This is a genomic window from Sporosarcina sp. FA9 (assembly GCF_051550205.1).
GTDB lineage: Bacteria > Bacillota > Bacilli > Bacillales_A > Planococcaceae > Sporosarcina.
In genome coordinates, this window is the sequence record NZ_CP188819.1 from 1709021 (window position 1) to 1729076 (window position 20056).

Below are 20056 nucleotides of genomic sequence, written 5' to 3' on the forward strand. Positions count from 1 at the left end.
TAGCGTAAGACTTTAGCTTTTTTACTTAGGGTTGACCATCGTCAGTCGAATCATTTACGGAATCATCATTTGGGTCGTTGTTTCCATTGTTCCCGTTATTTCCGTTATTTTCATTATTCCCATTGTTATTGTTGCCATTATTATCATTATTCTCTTCAGGAACTACTTCTTCTATATCCTCTTCTATAATAGGCTCTTCTTCTATTATTTCTTCTTCAATTACCTCTTGCTCTTCAATCCTTAGCTCAACTGAAGTAGGGGCACTTTCTAGACCATCAACAGTAGCAACAACAGTAAATGTATATGTTACTCCTTGTTCTACCCCGTTAAAGAGTGTAGTGAAGTCTGTTGTTCGAGTCATTTCTTTCCTTTCGCCACCATTGACGCTTGCATAGACGATAAATTCAATTTCCCCATCGATAATATCGAAATCAGCACCTGTGTGTGACCAATTTAACGAAACCGATTGTTCATCTTCATTGTAGTCTGCAGTTAAATTGTTCGGCGCATCTAGTTCCAATTCCTCAGCAACTAATTCAGGAAGAGTTCCTTTAACAAAAAGTTCGGAACGCTTCATGTTCTTAGGAGTTGAGTTACTAGCCAACATCAATGGATTTGAACGATAAACAATTGTCGCTGTTTCTACAGAAGGCGGTTGTTGGAATCTTGCCGTTTCCTTTCCGCTAGAAATCGATGACATAACTTGTTTAAATAGATCTTGTGGAACAAACCTCTCACCTTCGTAGGTCTCCATAGGGGTACGGTCTTGGTAACCTGCCCAAGTTGCAATTGTATAATTAGATGTATATCCTGCAAACCAAGAGTCTTTTGCGTCACTTGAAGTTCCGGTTTTCCCAGCAACATCTAACCCAGAAATTGCCGCTCTTGTGCCTGTTCCACCTTGTGTTAGAACATCTCTTAACATATCTGTAATCATATAAGCAGTTGAATCTTTCATAGCCACTGCCGAATCAGGGGACATGTTTTTAACTGTCTTCCCATCACGGAACGTTATGCTTTTAATAGTATGTGGTTTTGTATATACGCCATTATTACCAAACGCCGCATAAGCACCTGCCATTTGGATAGTTGAAAACTCGTCGTCACCACCACCCAGTGCATTAGATGGGTATTCATTTGTATATTTTAAACCAAGTTTATCCGCAAAACCGAATGCTTTCGCGCGGCCAACTTCTTCAAATGTTTTAACGGCAGGAATGTTTCGTGATTTATAAAGAGCTTCACGTATTGTCATTGGACCTTGGAATTTCTTATCTATGTTTTGAACGGGTTTGCCTTTGGAACCTTCATAATTATACGGCTCATCTACAACCGTTTGACCTGTTGACCAGTTTAAGTATTCAATTGCTGGACCATAATCGAGGATTGGCTTAATCGCTGATCCACTTTGTCGCTTTTCGTCTGTCGCGAAGTTCCAAAAACCAGTTGAGAAATTACGACCTCCTCCAACAGCGACGATTTCACCCGTTTTAGTATTTAGAACAGTCATTCCAGCTTGCATTTTATCGTTCTTATAAACATCTGAGTGAATTGCGTTTTCGACCGTGTTTTGTGCATCGGGATCGAGCGTTGTTTGGATTTTGACACCATCCGATAAAATATCAAGCAATCCCGCAGCTTCTAATTCATCTCGAACAATATCTATGAAAGCTGCATATTTGGTATTGTCGTTCGATTGTCTTTCTGCTTCTGGAATTAGAGTAGCAGTTACTGGAATTGCTTTTGCAGCTTCCATTTCTTCTTTTGTAATTTTTTTATGTTGAACCATTAATCCGAGTACAATATTACGCCTTTTTTCAGCACGCTCGGGATTTCTGAATGGATTGTAACCGTTTGGACTTTGCGGCATTCCTGCCAACATTGCGATTTCATTCAACTCAAGTTCGCTTAGTTCTTTACCAAAAAAATGTTTTGATGCAGTACCAATTCCGTATGTCGATCCCGACATTAGAATTTTATTGAAATACATTTCAAAGATTTCTTCTTTTTCATATTTATTTTCCAACTGGAAGGCAAGCCATGCTTCTTGTGCTTTTCTCTTCAGTGTTTTGTCCTCTTTTAAGAAAGAGTTTTTAATTACTTGTTGGGTAATTGTACTTGCCCCTTGGGAACCAAAACCGCTTTTAAAGTTAGCGAGAACTGCACCTCCAAGTCTGTAAAAATCCATGCCGTGATGTTTAAAGAAACGAACATCTTCAGTTGCTAGAATGGCTTCTCTTACGGTATCAGGTATTTGGTCGTAAGGTACGAATTCGCGTTTTTCTGTACCTGATTTGTAGAATACATTTTCGTGTATATCTAAAAAATCAGAAGATAATGGAACTTTTAATAATTCTTCATCGAGTTTGGGGGCGGTGCTTGCATAAAAGGCAAACAAACCACCTCCACCAATCAGACCAGCAAGTCCAACGAATAATAGTATGAAAAAGATTTTCTTAATAATATTTTTTCCTTTTATCGGTTTTTTCTTTTGTTTTCGATTTGTTTCTTTACTCTTTCGCAGTTCTGTTCTTGACTTAATCGTGTCGCTCATTGTTATTCCTGCCTTTCGATCTTATCATCATATAATTTCATAAGTGTTTCCACTGCATTTAAGTAATCAAGTCTCGGTATATAGCCAGGTTGGACTTCGACGGAAGTATTTTCAAATTCAAGTAATGTAATTGATTTTCTTCCTCCTGCTTTCATTCTGTCCCATTTTCGTTCAACCATTTCAAAAGGAACTATAAAGTATCGCTCTAAAGTTGTAAACTTAATTATAAAAAACGCAAACCCTCCTGCTCTCGTGACATTTTGCATATGGTGGATTTGATGTTCTTTTATGTTGTTCAATGGGAATGAGGTATTAATTTTTGTTTCTTTCGCTTCAAAATCTACATATATTCCTTTCCACACACCATTATAATCCGTTGTTGAAGGAGTACCAAAATATGCTTCTGTAATTCGGGCCGCACTTCGAACTGGGTAACTCACTTTCACTACTTGCACAGGTACAGGTTTTTTATGGATGACAGCGATGCCTCTACTTAAATAATAATCGTTGGATTCGTTCAATTCATCTTCCAATGATTTTCCTCGATTACTATAAGATGGATTTTTGAACTTTTGACTTTTCGTTGTTAGAACAGGTACATACTTCTTACCGTTCGGATAGCGTATAGTCATACATATCACCTCGCATTTTACTATCATACCATATGAATTAGACGAATTAGTACTTAGAAAGTTTCCGATAAAATCATGAAAATTCAAATCGGTAGAATATACGTTCTTAAGAAATGGTGAATTGAATCAAACTCTGATAAAATAAAGCTTATATGGAAGGGTGTCGACAATGAACTTAGAAGAAAAATGTAGAGTACTCCTAATGGTTTGTACGGAATGTCTCAATCGTCATACACAAATGAGGGAACAGGGTAGAGAACCTGACTTTTTTATAGAAGTTAAACCTTATGCTGATAAATATCATATATTACTCGATGAATGGTCTGAAGAATCTTATGCATGGGTAAAAGTAGCAAAGCCCAAATATGTACATCCGGTACAAATTGATGCGCTAACAGATTCAATGAAACAATTTATCGTACAATCTTTTTATAAGAAAACCGGATTGAAGCGTTTTGTTCTTTCAATTCGGTCAGCAGAATATACATTAAAAACATTCCTCGATGCACTTGAAGAGGAGGCAAGAATTAATGACAAGCTCTAATGATTCCATTCGAACCGTTCTAGAAAAGTTTAAATCCGACCCTACATTCTCAAAAAATATCATTCACTCTAGAACAATTGAAGGAAAAAAGGCATCTTATGCAAAATTCCCTAAAGAACTTCATCCATCCATTATTAAAGCGTTATCGGCGAAGGGAATTAATAAATTATATAGCCATCAGCGTAAAGCCTTTGATCTTGCTTATAGTGGACATTCGTTTACTGCAGTAACGCCAACCGCCTCTGGTAAATCACTTTGTTATCATTTACCCGTTTTACAAAGTATTTTAGAAGATGAATCTTCAAGAGCCATATATTTGTTTCCTACAAAAGCCCTAGCACAAGATCAATTGGCAGATCTTCATGAATTAATTGAAGCGAGCGGGGAAACGATATTAAGTTATACATTTGACGGAGATACTGCGCCGGGCATACGTTCAAAAGTTAGGAAATCAGGACATATCGTTTTGACGAATCCTGATATGCTGCATTCAGGAATTTTACCGCATCATACGAAGTGGGTTTCTTTATTTGAAAACCTGAAATATATTATTATCGACGAATTGCATACGTACAAAGGAGTTTTCGGAAGTCATGTGGCGCATGTAATTCGCAGACTTAAACGGATATGCAACTATTACGGCAGTGATCCGGTCTTTATCTGTACGTCTGCCACTATAGCAAACCCAATAGAGCTAGCGGAATCCTTAACAAACTCTAAAATGGAGTTGATTTCAAATAATGGTGCACCGGCAGGGAAAAAGCACTTTATCTTTTATAATCCCCCCATCGTTCATCCAACGTTTGGAGTTCGACGAAGTGCAGTGTTGGAAGTTAGGGACATTGCTTCTATGCTTTATTTAGAAGGTATTCAAACTATTATTTTCGCAAAAAGCCGAGTTCGTGTAGAAATGCTTGTTACTTATATGAAGGAATTGACAAAGAAAAAGTTATTTGATGAAACAGTAATGGGCTACAGGGGAGGGTATTTACCTTCTGAACGAAGAAAGATTGAAAAAGGGTTGCGAGAAGGTTTAATTCGAACGGTTATTAGTACGAACGCATTAGAACTTGGGATTGATATCGGTCAGTTGCAGGCGTGTGTCATGACCGGCTATCCCGGAAATATTGCTAGTGCTTTTCAGCAAGCTGGACGGGCAGGAAGACGACAAGACGAGGCACTAATTGTTTATGTCGCACAATCTGTTGCGTTGGATCAATACATTATCGAGCACCCTGATTATTTACTAGGTCAGTCACCGGAGGAAGCTCGAATTCACCCGGACAACATGTTTATATTAATGGATCATTTAAAATGTGCTTCTTTTGAGTTGCCTTTTTCCGTTTCTGAAAGATATGGTGAATTTGAAGTACAAGAATTACTCGCTTTTTTAGAAAGTGAAGGTGTATTAATTCGTACGACAGATAAATGGCATTGGATGACGGATCGATTTCCCGCAAGTGATGTTAGCCTTAGATCTGCAGCACAAGAAAATGTTGTGATTATTGATCGGACGCATCCAAAAGAAACGGTTGTAATCGGTGAGATGGACCGTTTTAGTGCAATGACCTTACTTCATGAAGAAGCGATTTATATTCATCAAGGCACGCAATATCAAGTTGAGAAGTTGGATTGGGAAGAAAAGAAAGCCTTTGTAACTGAAGTAGATGTCGATTACTTTACGGATGCTAATTTGGCGGTGGAACTTAAGGTAATGAGTGAAGATGAAAAGAAGAGTCTTGGCGAAAGCGAAGTAACATATGGCGATATTGCTGTTCTAGCAATGCCGACAATTTTTAAAAAAATTAGGTTTACAACTCATGACAATATTGGTTCTGGACCGATTTCTTTACCCGCTGTGGAATTACACACGTCCTCTACATGGCTTTCTTTTCATGTGCCAAAAGGTTGGTCAGAGGCGGGGTTAACAGATGCTATGACTGGAGCAGCATATGCCATTCAATCTTTCATTCCACTTTTCGTTCGTTGCGATCGTATGGATATTCATGTTGTTCCGCAAGTAAAAGCGGTACATACAAATCTTCCGACATTCTTTATTTATGATAGCTACCCAGGCGGTATTGGCCTCTGTGAAAAGATTTACACTCGGTGGGCAAACCTTCTAATTGAAGCAGCGGACCATGTGAAATCTTGCTCTTGTGAGGTGGGTTGCCCTGTTTGTATTGGAGCACAAGAAACGGGTATGAATATGAAGAACAATGTTCACTTACTTCTACAAGCTTTGGCAGGGAGGGAAGCGAGTGTCTTATGAACTAAAGTTAATGCAAATGAAGAAGTTATTGAAAAAAACAACTGACAGTCCTATTGAGGAAGAAAAGGCTGTTAAAGCAAGCGCGCCTTCATACGAAGGAAATTGGCTAGCTGCTGGACTAACTAAAACTGAAAATCTTCATGGAATTGTATACGAACGAACGGTTCTGTACGATAACAATTATAAACATGGTGATGTATTGCTCTCAAAATTGAATGCAGCAGTGAATATGTGGGAAAACTTTGGGGAAGAACATCCACTATCTCCGAATAATTTTAAAAAACTTGTTTTCTTTGATACGGAAACAACAGGGCTCAAAGGTGCTGGAACACTAATATTTCTTTTAGGATTTATTGAGCAAATTGGGATGTCTTTTAAATTGACCCAATATGTTCTGCCAGGGCCTGACCATGAACCTGCATTTCTATATGCTTCTAAGTTGTGGGAAATAGAGAAAACACTAGTTACGTACAATGGGAAAAGCTTTGATGTACCTATGCTTGAAACACGTTGGACTATGAATCGTAAAGTGCTGCCTCCCTTGTTAAAACATGAACAAATTGACTTGTTACATGGTTCCAGACGTATTTGGAAAGACGAAATCGGTGCGTTTAAATTAACTAAAATAGAAGAAGAAAAATTAGGTTTCTACCGTGACGGCGATATTCCCGGTCATCTAGCTCCAATTATATATCAAGATGCTGTGAAAAATGGACGTGCAGAAGTTCTGATGAAAGTTCTTACACATAATGAATGGGATATCCTTTCTCTCGTTGCTCTTTACATTCGTTCTACGGAGCTGTTGCTAGGTAGGACTGAATTGGAGACTGCAACTACACATACGAATATCGGTAAATGGTTTGCGGATTTAAAGAACTATAGTAGAAGCAGACACATTTTTGAAAATGTAATTGAGGAATACGGTACAGATCATCCTATAACACATTTTCATTTTGGATTTATTATGAAAAGAGATCAAATGTATGAAAAAGCAGTCTTTTCATTTGAAATAGCGGCTGGAAAGTTATCTGGGCGTCAACGAATAATTGCTTTGGAGGAATTGGCTAAGTTGTCTGAACATAGACTAAAGAACTTGGACCTAGCCCTTATGTTTACTAAAAAAGCAAGAGGGTATATTTCAACTGATACAAACTTAACGATGAAATTTAGAACACGTTCCGAATTTGAATTTAAGAAACGGGAAATTAGAATATTTCGGAAACTATTTCCCGGGGAAACGCAGTAATCGACATAAGCCATTAAAATTGTTTTATTAAAAGACAAAAATAATCAAAATATGTTATACTTCATCATAATGTAAACATATATGGAAGGACGATTTCATGGACACAAAGTTAGATACAAAAACAATTCTTGAAAAAGAATTTAAAACAGGATTACGAGGTTATAATCAAGAAGAGGTTGATTTATTTCTTGATGATGTTATTCACGACTATCAAACTTATAAAAACATAATATCTGAATTACAAAATGAAAATATGCATTTAAAAGTAGAGTTAGCAGAAGCGAAAAAACGCCCATCTGCTGGAAGTGCTGGTACAACGAACTTTGACCTTTTGAAACGGATCTCAAATTTAGAAAAGCATGTCTTTGGAAGTAAGCTTTACGACCAAGAATAAGCTTTGTAAAGTGGTTAAGTGTTAGTATGCTGAAATACTTATTGAAATTTAAATGAATGTAATGTATACTGTTAATACCATAGTGTAGATTTAGGTAATCGCTGCAACGCTAGACGTTGTAGAGGAAAGTCCATGCTCACACGGCTCTGAGATGACCGTAGTGTTCGTGCTCGGCTAAAAAATAAGCCGTGGCATCGTATAATATACGATGACGGCGGGAATAACGTCTACGTCTTCGGATATGACGGAGGTTCCCTGAAAAGTGCCACAGAAACGTAGCCAACTTGGAAACAGGTTGGATGGAACGCGGTAAACCCCACGAGTGAGAAACCCAAACTATGGTAGGGGCACTCTTCCGAAGGAAATGAACTTAGGAAGGGACAGACATTGTCTGTAGATAGATGATTACCACCCTAGTACGAGGCGCAAGCTGTTTGAGTACACCGGAACAAAACATGGCTTATCGAATTTCCTATGGTTTTAATGTTAAAAGCTAATGCTCTCCTAACTGATGGGGAGCTTTTCTTTTTGTAATGAAGATAAAGGAATAAAAATACAACCCTCTGCTATTTTAAATAGATATGTGGACGTCGTTAATGAACAAGGTTTATAGAACGCCTTATGACGGTTTTGATTTGTTCGGAATGACTAACAATAATCGAAATAATAGATAACAACGAAAATGCTAGAAATAATTACGGTGTTTTTGATGATTTAACAAAAAGAGAAGCTTCCGATAGACATTTTGAAGACATTCCCTTCATTGGATTGCTAAAGCAATGCACGGGGGAATTTCACAGTCCATTTTTCTACGATTTTTTTTATGCAACATAACTACTTTGATAGGGTTATGGGTATACTAGAAAGGCATAATTTTAAAAGAGATGAATTGCGATGTGGGTCAAAGAAGCTGTTTTACAAGAGCACTTGAAATCGAAAAAAGTAAGTGGTTATATAGAAATGATGGATGTATTTGGACAGGAGTGGGATAATTGATGGATAAATTTAAATTAGTAGCAACAACAGCGATGGGTCTGGAGTCGATTGTTGCTGATGAAGTAAAAGCACTGGGTTATAAAACAACATCTGATAACGGGAAAATATATTTTGAAGGGGATACAGCAGCGATAGCAAAAACGAATATGTGGCTACGTGTAGCAGATCGGGTTCGCATTATTGTTGGTGAATTCCATGCGGATACATTTGATGATTTGTTTGAACAAACAAAAGCAATTCGTTGGGAACAATTTCTATCAGTCGATGCTGCTTTTCCTGTTGCAGGAAAATCAGTTAAATCAATCTTGTATAGTGTTCCCGACTGTCAAGCAATTGTTAAAAAAGCAATCGTAGAACGCTTGAAAATTGCATATAATAGAACGGGATTCCTAGATGAAACAGGGCCATTGTATAAATTGGAAGTTTCAATATTAAAAGATAAAGTAACACTAACAATTGACTCGAGTGGAGTTGGACTTCATAAGCGCGGATACCGTGTTGGACAAGGAGATGCACCGTTAAAAGAAACGATGGCTGCCGCTCTTGTTAAATTAACACGTTGGAATCCAGATCGACCTTTCATTGATCCTGTATGCGGGTCTGGAACGATTGCGATCGAAGCAGCAATGATTGGCCAGAATATTGCACCGGGTACTAATCGTGACTTTTTAAGTGAACATTGGCCATGGATGGAAAGCAGTGTTTGGGAACAAGTCCGAGAAGAAGTAGAAGATGTTGCAAAACGCGACCTTATTCTTGACATAACAGGGTCAGATTATGATCCTGAATTGATACGAATTGCACAGGGAAATGCTGCTCAAGCAGGTTTTACGGGCTTAATTAATTGGCAAGTACAGGATTTACGCGATTTAACATTAAGTGGTTCCAATGGGGTAATGGTCGGGAACCCTCCTTATGGTGAGCGACTGGGTGAATTAGAAGACGCGGAACAGCTCACACAGGATTTGGGACAATTAATGAAGAAATATCCATCTTGGTCAGTCTATATGTTATCCTCACTTGAAAACTTTGAGGAAATGTACGGTAAAAAGGCAACAAAGAAGAGAAAGCTATTTAACGGATTTATCCGTACTGATTTATATCAATATTGGGGTAAACGCAAGTAAATCATACTCACTAAAGAAGGTACTCGCTTCTTTTGCCTGTAAAATAGGAAGGGGTTCCACATGAAAAGAAAGATGCCATTCCCGTTATCCAAGGAAAAATCATTTTATGACTCATTAAATGATTGGATTGGAGATACGTTGTACGATGATTTAACTGAAAAGGGATTTGAATGTCGTGATGAACAAATTTACATGGCCTTTCAAATTGAGAAAGCATTAAAAGATAAAAAAGTTTTATTTGCGGAAGCCGGTGTAGGGACTGGAAAAACGATTGCATATCTTTTGCCTGCATTAGCATATGCACGTTATACAGGAAAACCTGCGCTTATTTCGTGTGCGGATGAAACGTTAATTGATCAGCTTGTAAAAGAAGATGGCGATATTAAGAAAATAAGCGAAGCCCTAGGGTTAGATATAGATGTTCGTCTTGCTAAAGCAAGAAGCCAGTATCTTTGCTTAAAGAGACTTGATGAAGTTGGTAACAGAAGCAATGATGAGTATATAGAAGTTTTGGAAGACCGATTACCGGATTTTGTCTATGGTTCAGGATCTTTACAGTCGATTGTACCTTACGGTGATCGTTCGGATTATCCGGAATTAAGTGATGAAGAATGGAATACGGTGAATTTTCACCCAATCCAACAATGTACGGCTTGCGATTTGCGTAACCGTTGTGGTCAAACAATTCATCGGAATCATTATAGAGATTCCCTAGAACTTGTTATTTGTTCACATGATTTCTACATGGAACATATTTGGACAAAAGATTCGAGAGTTCGCCAAGGTCAGCTGCCGTTATTGCCCGAGGCATCTATGATTGTGTTTGATGAAGGTCATTTGCTTGAGTACTCTGCCCAACGTGCACTCACATACGAAGTCCAAAATAGTACATTACTCAATTTATTAGAACGCGTTATGGTTGATGGAGTTCGTGAAGATACATTGCAATTGATGGAAAGACTTATTGATACACATGAGGAATTCTTTACTTTGCTTGATGTGTACGCAGACACTACGGATAATGAACGAAAAGCAATCGAAAAAGCACCATCTCTTATGGAAATTGGTAGTGAAGCGGTGAAAATTTCAACTGCCCTTCTTGAGGAGTTTGTTTTCGAAGGCGAACTATTTATCATTCCAGAATATGATTTGAAAATGGTAGAAGAATACCTTGATCAATATATTTATTCAATGGAATTGTTTACAACTAAGGTTGATGTTGTGGATTGGTTAGAGTCCCCTGAAGGTGAAACGACGCTTGTTATTATGCCTAGACTTGTAACAGACATCTTAAGAGAAAAGTTATTTTCATCGAAGACGCCAATTGTATTTTCTTCTGCTACATTGTCGATTAAAAAAGACTTTTCTTATTTAGCAGATGGTCTTGGTATTCAGGACTTTTTATCGTTTTCTGTGGATTCACCGTTTGATTATGAAGAGGTAATGGAAGTTTTTGCACACAATCTCGCTTCTAAAGAAAAGGCCAATCAAGCGCTTGAATTAATAAAGGACGGGGAACAGACGCTTATTCTGTTTAAATCTGAGCTTATGATGCGCAGGTTTATGGAACAAGTCCCCGTTGATATGAAGGACCGAATTTCTTTTGAAGGAGAACGTGAACTCTCTTCAATGATCAAAGATTTCCAACAAAAGAACATCCAAGTTCTTTGTTCATATCACTTATGGGAAGGGTTAGATATACCGCAGGATGCGCTAACTCGTGTTATAATTCATGACTTACCTTTCCCTCCTAAGGATCCTCTTTTTGAAGCAAGACGAAAGCATGCGGAAGATCCGTTTAAAGAAGTTGATTTGCCGTTTATGTTACTTAGGTTGCGACAAGGTGCAGGACGTTTAATTCGTACTTCAGAAGATTCTGGAACGATACATCTTTTGTTGGATGCTGAAGAACAGAAAATGACGAATGAAATAGAGTCGATTTTTCCTGTAAAAATGAAGATTACGGTTTAATAGTTTTGAGAAGAAGTTCTTCCGATTTTTGGAAGGGCTTTTTTGCATACTATTGAATGTGTCTGCGATATGTAGTGAATTAGTTCTGTGGTTAAAAGATACAGTGAATTATGGTAATATATATAAGAGATGGAATTGTTGAAAAGGGAGTAGATATGTGATGGAGAAAGATTTCTTAGCACTTTTGAAAAAGATGAGTGCCTATGATGAAGCAATATCAATTATGTATTGGGATATGCGTACGGGTGCACCAAAAAAGGGAATCGCTTCTCGGTCGGAAGCGGTAGGTACGTTGTCAGCCGAGCATTTTAAAATGGGTGTTTCATCAGAGATGGAAGCTTATTTGAAGAAACTTGGGAAAAAGAAAAACAATTTAGATCCCGTATTATTGAAGACTTATGAAGAAGTGAAGAAAAATTTTGATTTAAGCAAGAAAATTCCAGCGGATGAGTATCGTGAGTATGTTGTTTTAACTTCACATGCAGAATCGGTTTGGGAAGAAGCAAAAGATCAATCCGATTTTGAGATGTTCTTGCCGTATCTTGAAAAGATTGTTGCTACAACTAAAAAGTTTATTAGTTATTGGGGTATAAAAGATGGAAATCCCTACAATACGCTACTGGACCAGTATGAACCCGGTTTGACGACCGATATTATTGATGAAGTGTTCGGACAGTTAAAGAAAACGATTGTACCACTTGTAAAGAAAATTTCTGAGTCAAGTAATCAACCGGACACCTCGTTTCTATTTAAAAACTTCCCAAAAGAGAATCAAAAAGCGTTCAGTCATGATCTTTTAAACCAACTTGGTTATGATTTTGAGGCAGGTCGTTTAGATGAAACCGTTCATCCCTTTGCAATGGGTATTACAATTGGTGATGTTCGAATTACAACGAAGTATGATGAAAATGATTTTCGTTCTGCAGTTTTTGGTACGATACACGAATGTGGACACGCTCTGTACGAGCAAAATATTTCCGAAGAACTAGAAGGTCTTCCAATTGCAAGCGGAACTTCAATGGGAATACACGAATCACAATCACTTTTTTATGAAATGTTTGTTGGTAAAAATGAAAACTTTTGGAAGTACAATTTTGATTTGCTGAAAAGCTATTCAGAAGAGCAATTTAAAGATATTACGTTAGAGGAATTTTTACGTGCAATTAATGCTTCAGAAAAGTCTTTGATCCGTATTGAAGCAGATGAATTAACTTATTCGCTTCATATTATGATTCGATATGAAATTGAAAAAGAACTTTTCAATGGAACAATCGATGTTAAAGACTTGCCTGAAATTTGGAATGATAAATACGAAGAATATCTTGGAATCAGACCCGGGAATGACGGAGAAGGCGTATTACAAGATGTTCACTGGGCGGGTGGTTCATTTGGATATTTCCCATCATATGCACTTGGTTATATGTATGCGGCACAGTTTAAAAATGCAATGTTGAAAGATTTGCCGGACTTTGACGAACTTTGTTTGCAGGGAGATTTTCAACCAATCCTTGACTGGTTAACAGAGAATATACACAAGTATGGAAAAATGAAAAAACCTTTGGAGATTATTAAAGACGTCACTGGAGAAGGACTCAATGCAAAGTACTTAGCAGATTATTTAAGTGAAAAGTACACACGGCTCTATAATTTATAAATAATTAGACAGTCCGCAGTTCGGACTGTCCTTAGTAGTACCTCATTATTCATCGTCAATTGTTAAAATAACACTTAATAATCTACCATCAACCAGTTTGGCTGGAAGTTTAAATGCCTTGTTAAAACCATAAAACTTTGTAGTACCCGTCATAACTGTTGGTGGAGATATATCAAGAATTAACCCATCTTTTTCAAGAATTGTACATAAGTTACCCGCAACCATATTGCCAAGTTCGCCGGTAAAAGATTCAACCATTTCTCCTTCAATTGACATTCCAAACATCGATTGACCAACCGTATCAATAACATCAACCGTAGTGTCGATAATAATTCTCCCTTTTAATCCCCCAATAAATCCTATTAATACACTAATTTCTTTTTGTTCATAAGGTTGAACAATGATGGAAGGGGGGAGAATTTCTAGTTTTACCGGAATAACTGTTGTTATGGATGTTATTGCTGCATTTAATATCATTTGTACATTTTTAGATGTTGTCACTACAATTCCTCCAATACATATATGTAAGTAGGTCTATTATACCGATAAAAAAGTCATAAAGAAACAATATTCGACAAAATAAAAATTCGAATAATTGGTTCCCCTAAAAGTGGTATGATAAAGAAAGTTGAAAATGAGAGGAACGAACAATACATGCTTAACTTTGAAAATGAACAAGCCAAGTTACTAAAGGAAGTTGCAAAATATCATCAATTATTCAAAGGTAATAACGATGATGAACAAGAAAAGAAAACAGCACTTTTTGCAAAAAAAATAATAGATGAAGAATATATGATTGGCTATGCTGGACATTTTTCTGCGGGTAAGTCTTCAATGATTAATGCTTTGACAGGTGGAGATTTATTGCCCTCTAGTCCAATTCCAACAAGTGCAAATATCGTTAAAGTTAGAAAGACTGAATCCGATTATTGCATCATTCATTCAGTAGATGGGTCTGCAGTTAAGTACGGAGGAAAAGGTCTTTCAGAAGCTGTAAAATCTTTTAGTAAAGACGGCTCGGCTGTATCGCTCGTAGAAATCGGTCATAGAGAGTCCACTTTGCCTGAAGGTATTACGGTTATGGATACACCTGGAGTAGATTCAACAGACGACGCACACCGTCTTTCAACAGAATCTGCACTTCACCTAGCTGATTTAGTGTTTTATACGATGGATTATAATCATGTCCAATCTGAATTAAACTTCCGTTTTACCAAGGAATTACTACGATACAATAGCAATGTGTACTTAATTATTAACCAAATTGATAAGCATCGTGAAAGTGAATTACCATTTTCTAAGTTTACACAATCGGTGGAAGACTCATTTAAAATGTGGGGTGTTGAACCGAAAGGGATCTTTTATACATCATTAAAGGATCTGGAATTACCAAACAATGATTTTTATAAAATTAAATCCATTGTGGACGAATCAATGGAGAATTGGCAAGAGCAATTTATTGGAAATGCGTATCGAACACTTGAAAAATTGAAGGATGAGCATATCCAGTTTTTGAATGACGAAATTAGTGATCGAAAAAATACATATTCGGAAATTGTTTCAGAAAATGAATGGAATGAATTAAAAGAATTATCATTAGAAACAAAAGAAGCCAAGCGGATGGCTGAGCTTCTAAGTGGTGATACGTTTACGAGTACTTTTGAAAATGAGCGAAGCAGTTTATTATCAAATGCAGCAATAACGCCATATGAAACAAGAGATTTGCTTAAAGAGTATTTGGAGTCCTTGTCGAGTAGTTTTAAAGTAGGTTTTCTTTTTGGTGCAAAAAAAACATTAGAAGAAAAAGAGAAAAGAAAGTTACTCTTTTTTGATAATATTAGTAAGCTAATTCATGCTCAAATTGAAGTTCATTTAAAGACCTTAATGAAAAATTCTTTGAAAAACGTTGGGATACTTACAGATGAACTTTCACTTTCTATAGACAATATAGAAATGACAATTCCGTTAGACGTTTTAGAGAAGGAATTCAGTTCAGTAGATGTCCTTACGGGCGATGCTGTTCTGAATTATGCAGACCGAATAAAGTCAGCAGTACAAGCATATTTCCGCTTAATAACAGAAGACTGGAAACATGAGATGTCTCAACTTGCAGCAACTGCGGGTAATGAAAATGCTGGTAGTATAGAGCAGAGAGTGTATATGCTTGAACAAAAATTACATGCCATCGTTCAAATAGACGTTTTAAAGACACAGTTAACGAACTTTAACGCGGATAGTGAAAATACGGCTTTAGTGCTAAGCGAAGAAACTGAAACTTTAATAAAGAGCTGGCAACTAAAAGAAACACTGTTAATTTCCGAATATGAAATAGAGGTCGACACAGCGAATATTGAGATCATTGAAGAGGATTTCCAACTTGAAATTGAGAATGCTGTTGAAACGAATTATGAAAAAGTAGTTGAACATGCTAAGCGTGTTGCAGAGATAGTTAAAGACGTTTCCGGATTTAACAGTACAGTAGATTATTTAATGAAAAAAGCGGATCGACTTGAAGGACAAGAATTTACTGTAGCTTTATTTGGTGCATTTAGTGCTGGAAAATCATCGTTTTCAAATGCATTGATAGGCGAACAAATACTTCCTGTTTCACCAAATCCAACAACTGCAACAATCAATCGGATTCGTCCAGTTATAGATGGAAAAGAAAATTGTACAGCAGATATTTTCTTGAAAACATTGGACCGAATGACCGAAGATATACTTCGGTCGTTTGAAAAGCTTGGAATAGAAGTGAGCACACTAGACCGTGCGTTCTTAAAAGCAGATGATGCACTTAAAGTAGAACTATCGAATGAATCTCATCATATTCATAAAGCTTTTATTGCTGCATTTAAAACGGGTTACCCCAACTATAAAGAGATGTTGGGTACTGTGTTAACCGTTGAAAGAGATGAATTCGTAAAATTTGTTGCAGAAGAAGATCGAAGCTGTTTTGTGGAATCAATTGATTTTTATTATGATTGCGAGCTGACGCGAAAAGGGATTACACTTGTTGATACTCCGGGTGCGGATTCCATTAATGCAAGACATACAGATGTTGCGTTCGATTACATCAGAAATGCGGATGCCATTCTTTTTGTCACGTATTACAATCATGCATTCGCAAGAGCCGATCGAGAATTTCTAGTACAACTTGGTCGAGTGAAAGATGCTTTTGAGCTTGATAAAATGTTTTTCATAGTGAATGCCATTGATTTAGCAACCAACGTAGAAGAAGCAAACACAGTTAAATCGTTTGTTGCTGGTGAGCTTCAAAAGTTTGGAATACGCAACCCGCGTGTTCATGGAATTTCTAGTTTAGAAGCTTTAGCTGCGAAAAACGAAAACAGTATTGACCCGTTCATGACGACATTTGAAAGTGAATTCCATTACTTTCTTGAACATGATTTAAAAGGTTTGGCAATTCAAGCACTTACAGAAGAAACAGGGAAAACAACAGAGCGTCTAGCATCACTTATATCTCGTACAAATTCCAATTTATTACGTAAATCCGATCGACTAAAGGAACTCAATCATCTCGAAGGCGATGTTCGACAACGATATACAGATAGCTTTTCAGAAGTGCTTACTCGGAGTACAACAAATGAATTAAGTGAACTTGTATACTATATTTTACAACGAGTATTTTTACGATTTGGTGACTTTTTCAAGGAGTCTTATAATCCTTCCGTATTTTCGAATAATTCAGCAAGTCAGGCACTGAAAAATTCACTTGAAGAAACGTTACAAATGGTTGGTTTTGATTTGACACAAGAACTAAAAGTTACGAATTTAAGAATTTTAAATTATATGACCAAACAATTAAAAGAACGTGAACGTTTTGAATTGAACGGCTTGAAGGAAATGGATTCAACATTTACATTGTCACCATATGATGCAATTGAGACTGAATTGCTTTCATTTGATGCACCTTTTACAGACTCTAGTATTTACAGTAGTGTGAATAAAGTATTTAAAAATCAAAAGTCCTTTTTTGAAAAAGGTGATCGAGATATTCTAAGAGATAAACTTGAGGTGCTTCTGAAAAAGGATACCGCACTTTATCTTGGAGTAGAAAAAGAAATCCTAGAGAAGTGGACAAATCAGTGGATTGAAAGTGAGGCTGAAGGATTAAGACAACATCTGTTGAAAGAATGTCTTAACCAAATTGGGTCCGAAAGAACATTGCTGAATCAAACCGAGACAATTCGTGAATGGGAAAAAGTCTATGAAAAATTACAAGAAGAGGGGTTGGTTTAAATGGGAAACGTTTTTATTTCAGTGAAAAATATCGATCAAAATGAGTATAAGTGGATAGACACTCGGTTTTCATTGCAAAATGTGAATGAAGGTTTAGAAAAATATAAAGAACTTCATTTATCAGATGCTGTATATTGGAATTTAGACGATGATTTGGCGGATATGACGAAAAAAGAGGGTCGGCATCCAATGGTGGAAAAAGATGCACTTACAAAGTTGTTTCGTAAAAGTGGCATTTCTTTAAATGACCAAATCATTGTTTATGATGATGGGGGAAGCCCATTTGCTGCTAGAGCATGGTGGCTTCTAAAGTATGCGGGTTTTAAAAATGCATATATTTCTCTAAAGGGATTTAGTGAAATGAAAGAAATAGGCTTCTCAGTGGATAATGTAGTGCCTACACCTGTAGAATCCGACGTTTTACCAGTTTGGAATGAAGAGATATACGCACCAAGAAGTTTTGTTGAAGAAACAGTGTCTGGAAATACAACGAGTGTCCTGCTTGATGCTCGTTCGGGGGAGCGCTACCGCGGTGAAATTGAACCGCTTGACCCAATCGCAGGTAGAATCCCCGGTGCGTTAAATCTGGATTGGGAACAGTTAAAAAAAGATGGTAAATTCAATATGGATTCGGAGATTAAAGAAGAAATGTTGAAAGTTGTTGATTCAGCTAAAGAGGTAACGGTTTATTGTGGTAGTGGGGTTACCGCGGCTCCTTTGTATGCAATGCTCGCTCATAACGGTTACAATAATGTACGACTTTACGTAGGAAGTTACAGTGATTGGATAGCAGGAGAAGGAGCTAGAGTCGAGAAGGACTAATTTCAGGAGGAAATAAAGATGTATTATGCGTTTCTAGGAGATATTCATTCATCCATGGATGATCTGAAAGCTGTGTTAGTGGATATTTTGAATAAAGCACCTGAGGCCATACAAATTGGCACGGGAGATTTATTTGAATGCACAATTAGTAAGAAAAAGATAACTAATGATAGATTTAGACAGCTGGAAGATGTAATGATTATACCTGATGGATTTGTTAACCTGTTGACGTTCGATTCAGTAATAGGGAATCAAGAAGAGCGGATTTTACTCATTACAGAAACCAATGATTCCTTGCGTAATAAACTGACTTGTATGCCAGAAATCATTGAAATCGAACATGCAAAAGTCATACATGGGCATCAGTTTAAGTGGGGTGGAATTCCTTGGTCCCTTATCGAGGCTGAAATAGAAGGTTCCCTTATTTTTTATGGCCATAGTCACCATTCAGAACTTTGGATATCTGGTGTTCGGAAAGTAATTGAATTTGGAGTACCTTACTCGGTTGGAAATGAACGAACACTTGTAAATGTTGGAGCAGTCGTTTCGGATAGGGAATGGGTTTTGTACAATAAGATCAAACAGGAAGTAACGTTTATGAAAACAAAAATAGACTGACTAAGGAAGTCTATATTCCTTTTTATCAGTCTATTTCCGAATTCCTTCTTTAGCTAAAGCATCTGCAGCTCGGTTTTCAGAATCTGGAATCCATTTGATGAAAAATAAATCGAAAGAGTCCGTAATTTCCATGATATTAGCTAGAAGTTCTTTAAATAGTTCATTTTTGACAAATCTTTTTTCAACAGACATAACGACAAGTTGAGAATCAGAACGGGCCGATACAATTCCGGTTGTTAGCTTCTGCACTTCTTCCAACCCACGAAGTAGAGCTAAAAATTCGGCGGTATGATTATTTGTAGGATCTATTTGTTCGGATATCTTAATAAGATGACCTTCGCCTTTAATAAAAATACCAATCCCACTTTTTCCGGGATTTCCAGCACTTGCACCGTCAACGTAGAGTTCAATCATCTAAGGATTCACCTCTAATTACATTGTTTGGGATTTCTATAAATGAAAAATCAGGGTACAATAATGAATAGCCCGTTATAACTGAGCCTATAGAAATGGAGGTCCTTATGGATAAAGCACTTGTAATAAATGAAATTGATGAAATTCTAGATACATATTGCGAAGACTGTTTCTTGAAAAAACAGTTGTCAAAAGACAACGGAAAAACTGCGGCTCATAATTTTTGTATTACACGTTGTACTATAGGGGACCATCTAAAGTTTTTAGGGGAAGAAATGAATAAATTAGGAAAATAATATCCCGCAGAAATTTCTTTCCGGCGGGATATTTTTAGTTTGCATTTATTTTCAAGACATTGGCTGCCTGAGGACCTCGATTTCCCTCTACAATCTCAAAGGAAACGGATTCGCCTTCATCAAGCGTTTTAAAACCTTCCCCTACAACCCCGGTAAAGTGGACAAATACATCTTCACCATCATCGGCTTCGATAAATCCGTAACCTTTTTCGCTACTGAACCATTTCACTTTTCCTTGGTACATAGTCAGTTCCTC

At 37.1% G+C, this 20056-nt stretch carries 16 protein-coding genes and 1 other RNA gene; 12 read left to right on the forward strand and 5 right to left on the reverse strand.

Translation table 11 applies throughout. The features are described from left to right. Positions 1-25: 25 nt before the first annotated feature. Together ACP8HH_RS08355 and recU are read right to left on the reverse strand one after the other, a co-directional pair. The gene (locus ACP8HH_RS08355; RefSeq protein ID WP_438318524.1) at positions 26-2554 is read right to left on the reverse strand and encodes a PBP1A family penicillin-binding protein; all 2529 of its coding nucleotides are present in this window, start codon (positions 2552-2554) and stop codon (positions 26-28) included. 2 nt (positions 2555-2556) lie between these two features. Then, on the reverse strand, positions 2557-3186 hold the full coding sequence (gene recU / locus ACP8HH_RS08360; protein ID WP_438318527.1) for a Holliday junction resolvase RecU: 630 nt from the start codon (positions 3184-3186) through the stop codon (positions 2557-2559). A gap of 169 nt (positions 3187-3355) precedes the next feature. On the opposite strand from recU, the gene ACP8HH_RS08365 reads away from it, so the two are divergent. The 8 genes from ACP8HH_RS08365 (at position 3356) to ACP8HH_RS08400 (ending at position 13390) form a co-directional block, all read left to right on the forward strand. Then, a complete protein-coding gene (locus ACP8HH_RS08365; RefSeq protein WP_438318530.1) occupies positions 3356-3730 on the forward strand; it encodes a YppE family protein in 375 nt (124 codons plus the stop codon). Further along, positions 3717-6002, forward strand: a complete 2286-nt coding sequence (locus ACP8HH_RS08370; RefSeq protein ID WP_438318533.1) for a DEAD/DEAH box helicase — start codon at positions 3717-3719, stop codon at positions 6000-6002. Before ACP8HH_RS08365 ends, ACP8HH_RS08370 begins: the two co-directional genes overlap by 14 nt. Further along, the gene (locus tag ACP8HH_RS08375; RefSeq protein ID WP_438318536.1) at positions 5992-7248 is read left to right on the forward strand and encodes a ribonuclease H-like domain-containing protein; all 1257 of its coding nucleotides are present in this window, start codon (positions 5992-5994) and stop codon (positions 7246-7248) included. Before ACP8HH_RS08370 ends, ACP8HH_RS08375 begins: the two co-directional genes overlap by 11 nt. Positions 7249-7345: 97 nt before the next feature. Next, positions 7346-7642, forward strand: coding sequence for a cell division regulator GpsB (gene gpsB, locus ACP8HH_RS08380; RefSeq protein WP_438318539.1), 297 nt, complete (start codon positions 7346-7348; stop codon positions 7640-7642). An 86-nt stretch (positions 7643-7728) separates the two neighbouring features. After that, positions 7729-8110, forward strand: an RNA gene (gene rnpB, locus ACP8HH_RS08385) — RNase P RNA component class B. A 527-nt stretch (positions 8111-8637) separates the two neighbouring features. Then, positions 8638-9765, forward strand: a complete 1128-nt coding sequence (locus ACP8HH_RS08390) for a THUMP domain-containing class I SAM-dependent RNA methyltransferase (protein ID WP_438318542.1) — start codon at positions 8638-8640, stop codon at positions 9763-9765. Positions 9766-9825: 60 nt separating this feature from the next. Next, positions 9826-11736 carry an ATP-dependent DNA helicase gene (locus tag ACP8HH_RS08395; protein ID WP_438318545.1) on the forward strand — a complete coding sequence of 637 codons (1911 nt, stop codon included), beginning with the start codon at positions 9826-9828 and terminating at the stop codon, positions 11734-11736. 160 nt (positions 11737-11896) lie between these two features. Beyond that, positions 11897-13390: a carboxypeptidase M32 gene (locus ACP8HH_RS08400; RefSeq protein ID WP_438318548.1), complete on the forward strand. Its 1494-nt coding sequence runs from the start codon at positions 11897-11899 to the stop codon at positions 13388-13390. Between the two features lie 45 nt (positions 13391-13435). Here ACP8HH_RS08400 and ACP8HH_RS08405 read toward each other — a convergent pair whose 3' ends face one another. After that, positions 13436-13891: a chemotaxis protein CheX gene (locus ACP8HH_RS08405; RefSeq protein WP_438318551.1), complete on the reverse strand. Its 456-nt coding sequence runs from the start codon at positions 13889-13891 to the stop codon at positions 13436-13438. A gap of 114 nt (positions 13892-14005) precedes the next feature. On the opposite strand from ACP8HH_RS08405, the gene ACP8HH_RS08410 reads away from it, so the two are divergent. From ACP8HH_RS08410 to ACP8HH_RS08420, 3 genes are read left to right on the forward strand one after another with little or no spacing between them, the layout of a single operon-like run. Next, positions 14006-17650, forward strand: coding sequence for a dynamin family protein (locus ACP8HH_RS08410; protein ID WP_438318554.1), 3645 nt, complete (start codon positions 14006-14008; stop codon positions 17648-17650). Beyond that, entirely contained in the window at positions 17651-18472 is an 822-nt protein-coding gene (locus tag ACP8HH_RS08415) for a sulfurtransferase (RefSeq protein ID WP_438318557.1), read from the forward strand. 18 nt (positions 18473-18490) lie between these two features. After that, positions 18491-19090 (forward strand): metallophosphoesterase family protein, encoded by a 600-nt coding sequence (locus ACP8HH_RS08420; RefSeq protein WP_438318560.1) that lies wholly within the window; start codon positions 18491-18493, stop codon positions 19088-19090. 30 nt (positions 19091-19120) lie between these two features. Here ACP8HH_RS08420 and ACP8HH_RS08425 read toward each other — a convergent pair whose 3' ends face one another. Continuing rightward, entirely contained in the window at positions 19121-19504 is a 384-nt protein-coding gene (locus tag ACP8HH_RS08425) for a ribonuclease HI family protein (RefSeq protein WP_438318563.1), read from the reverse strand. A gap of 107 nt (positions 19505-19611) precedes the next feature. Here ACP8HH_RS08425 and ACP8HH_RS08430 point away from each other — a divergent pair, with 107 nt between their 5' ends. Beyond that, the gene (locus ACP8HH_RS08430) at positions 19612-19800 is read left to right on the forward strand and encodes a zinc-finger domain-containing protein (RefSeq protein WP_438318566.1); all 189 of its coding nucleotides are present in this window, start codon (positions 19612-19614) and stop codon (positions 19798-19800) included. Between the two features lie 34 nt (positions 19801-19834). Here the strand turns inward: ACP8HH_RS08430 and ACP8HH_RS08435 are convergent, their stop codons facing one another. Then, positions 19835-20044: a cold-shock protein gene (locus ACP8HH_RS08435; protein WP_438318568.1), complete on the reverse strand. Its 210-nt coding sequence runs from the start codon at positions 20042-20044 to the stop codon at positions 19835-19837. Between the last annotated feature and the right edge of the window lie 12 nt (positions 20045-20056).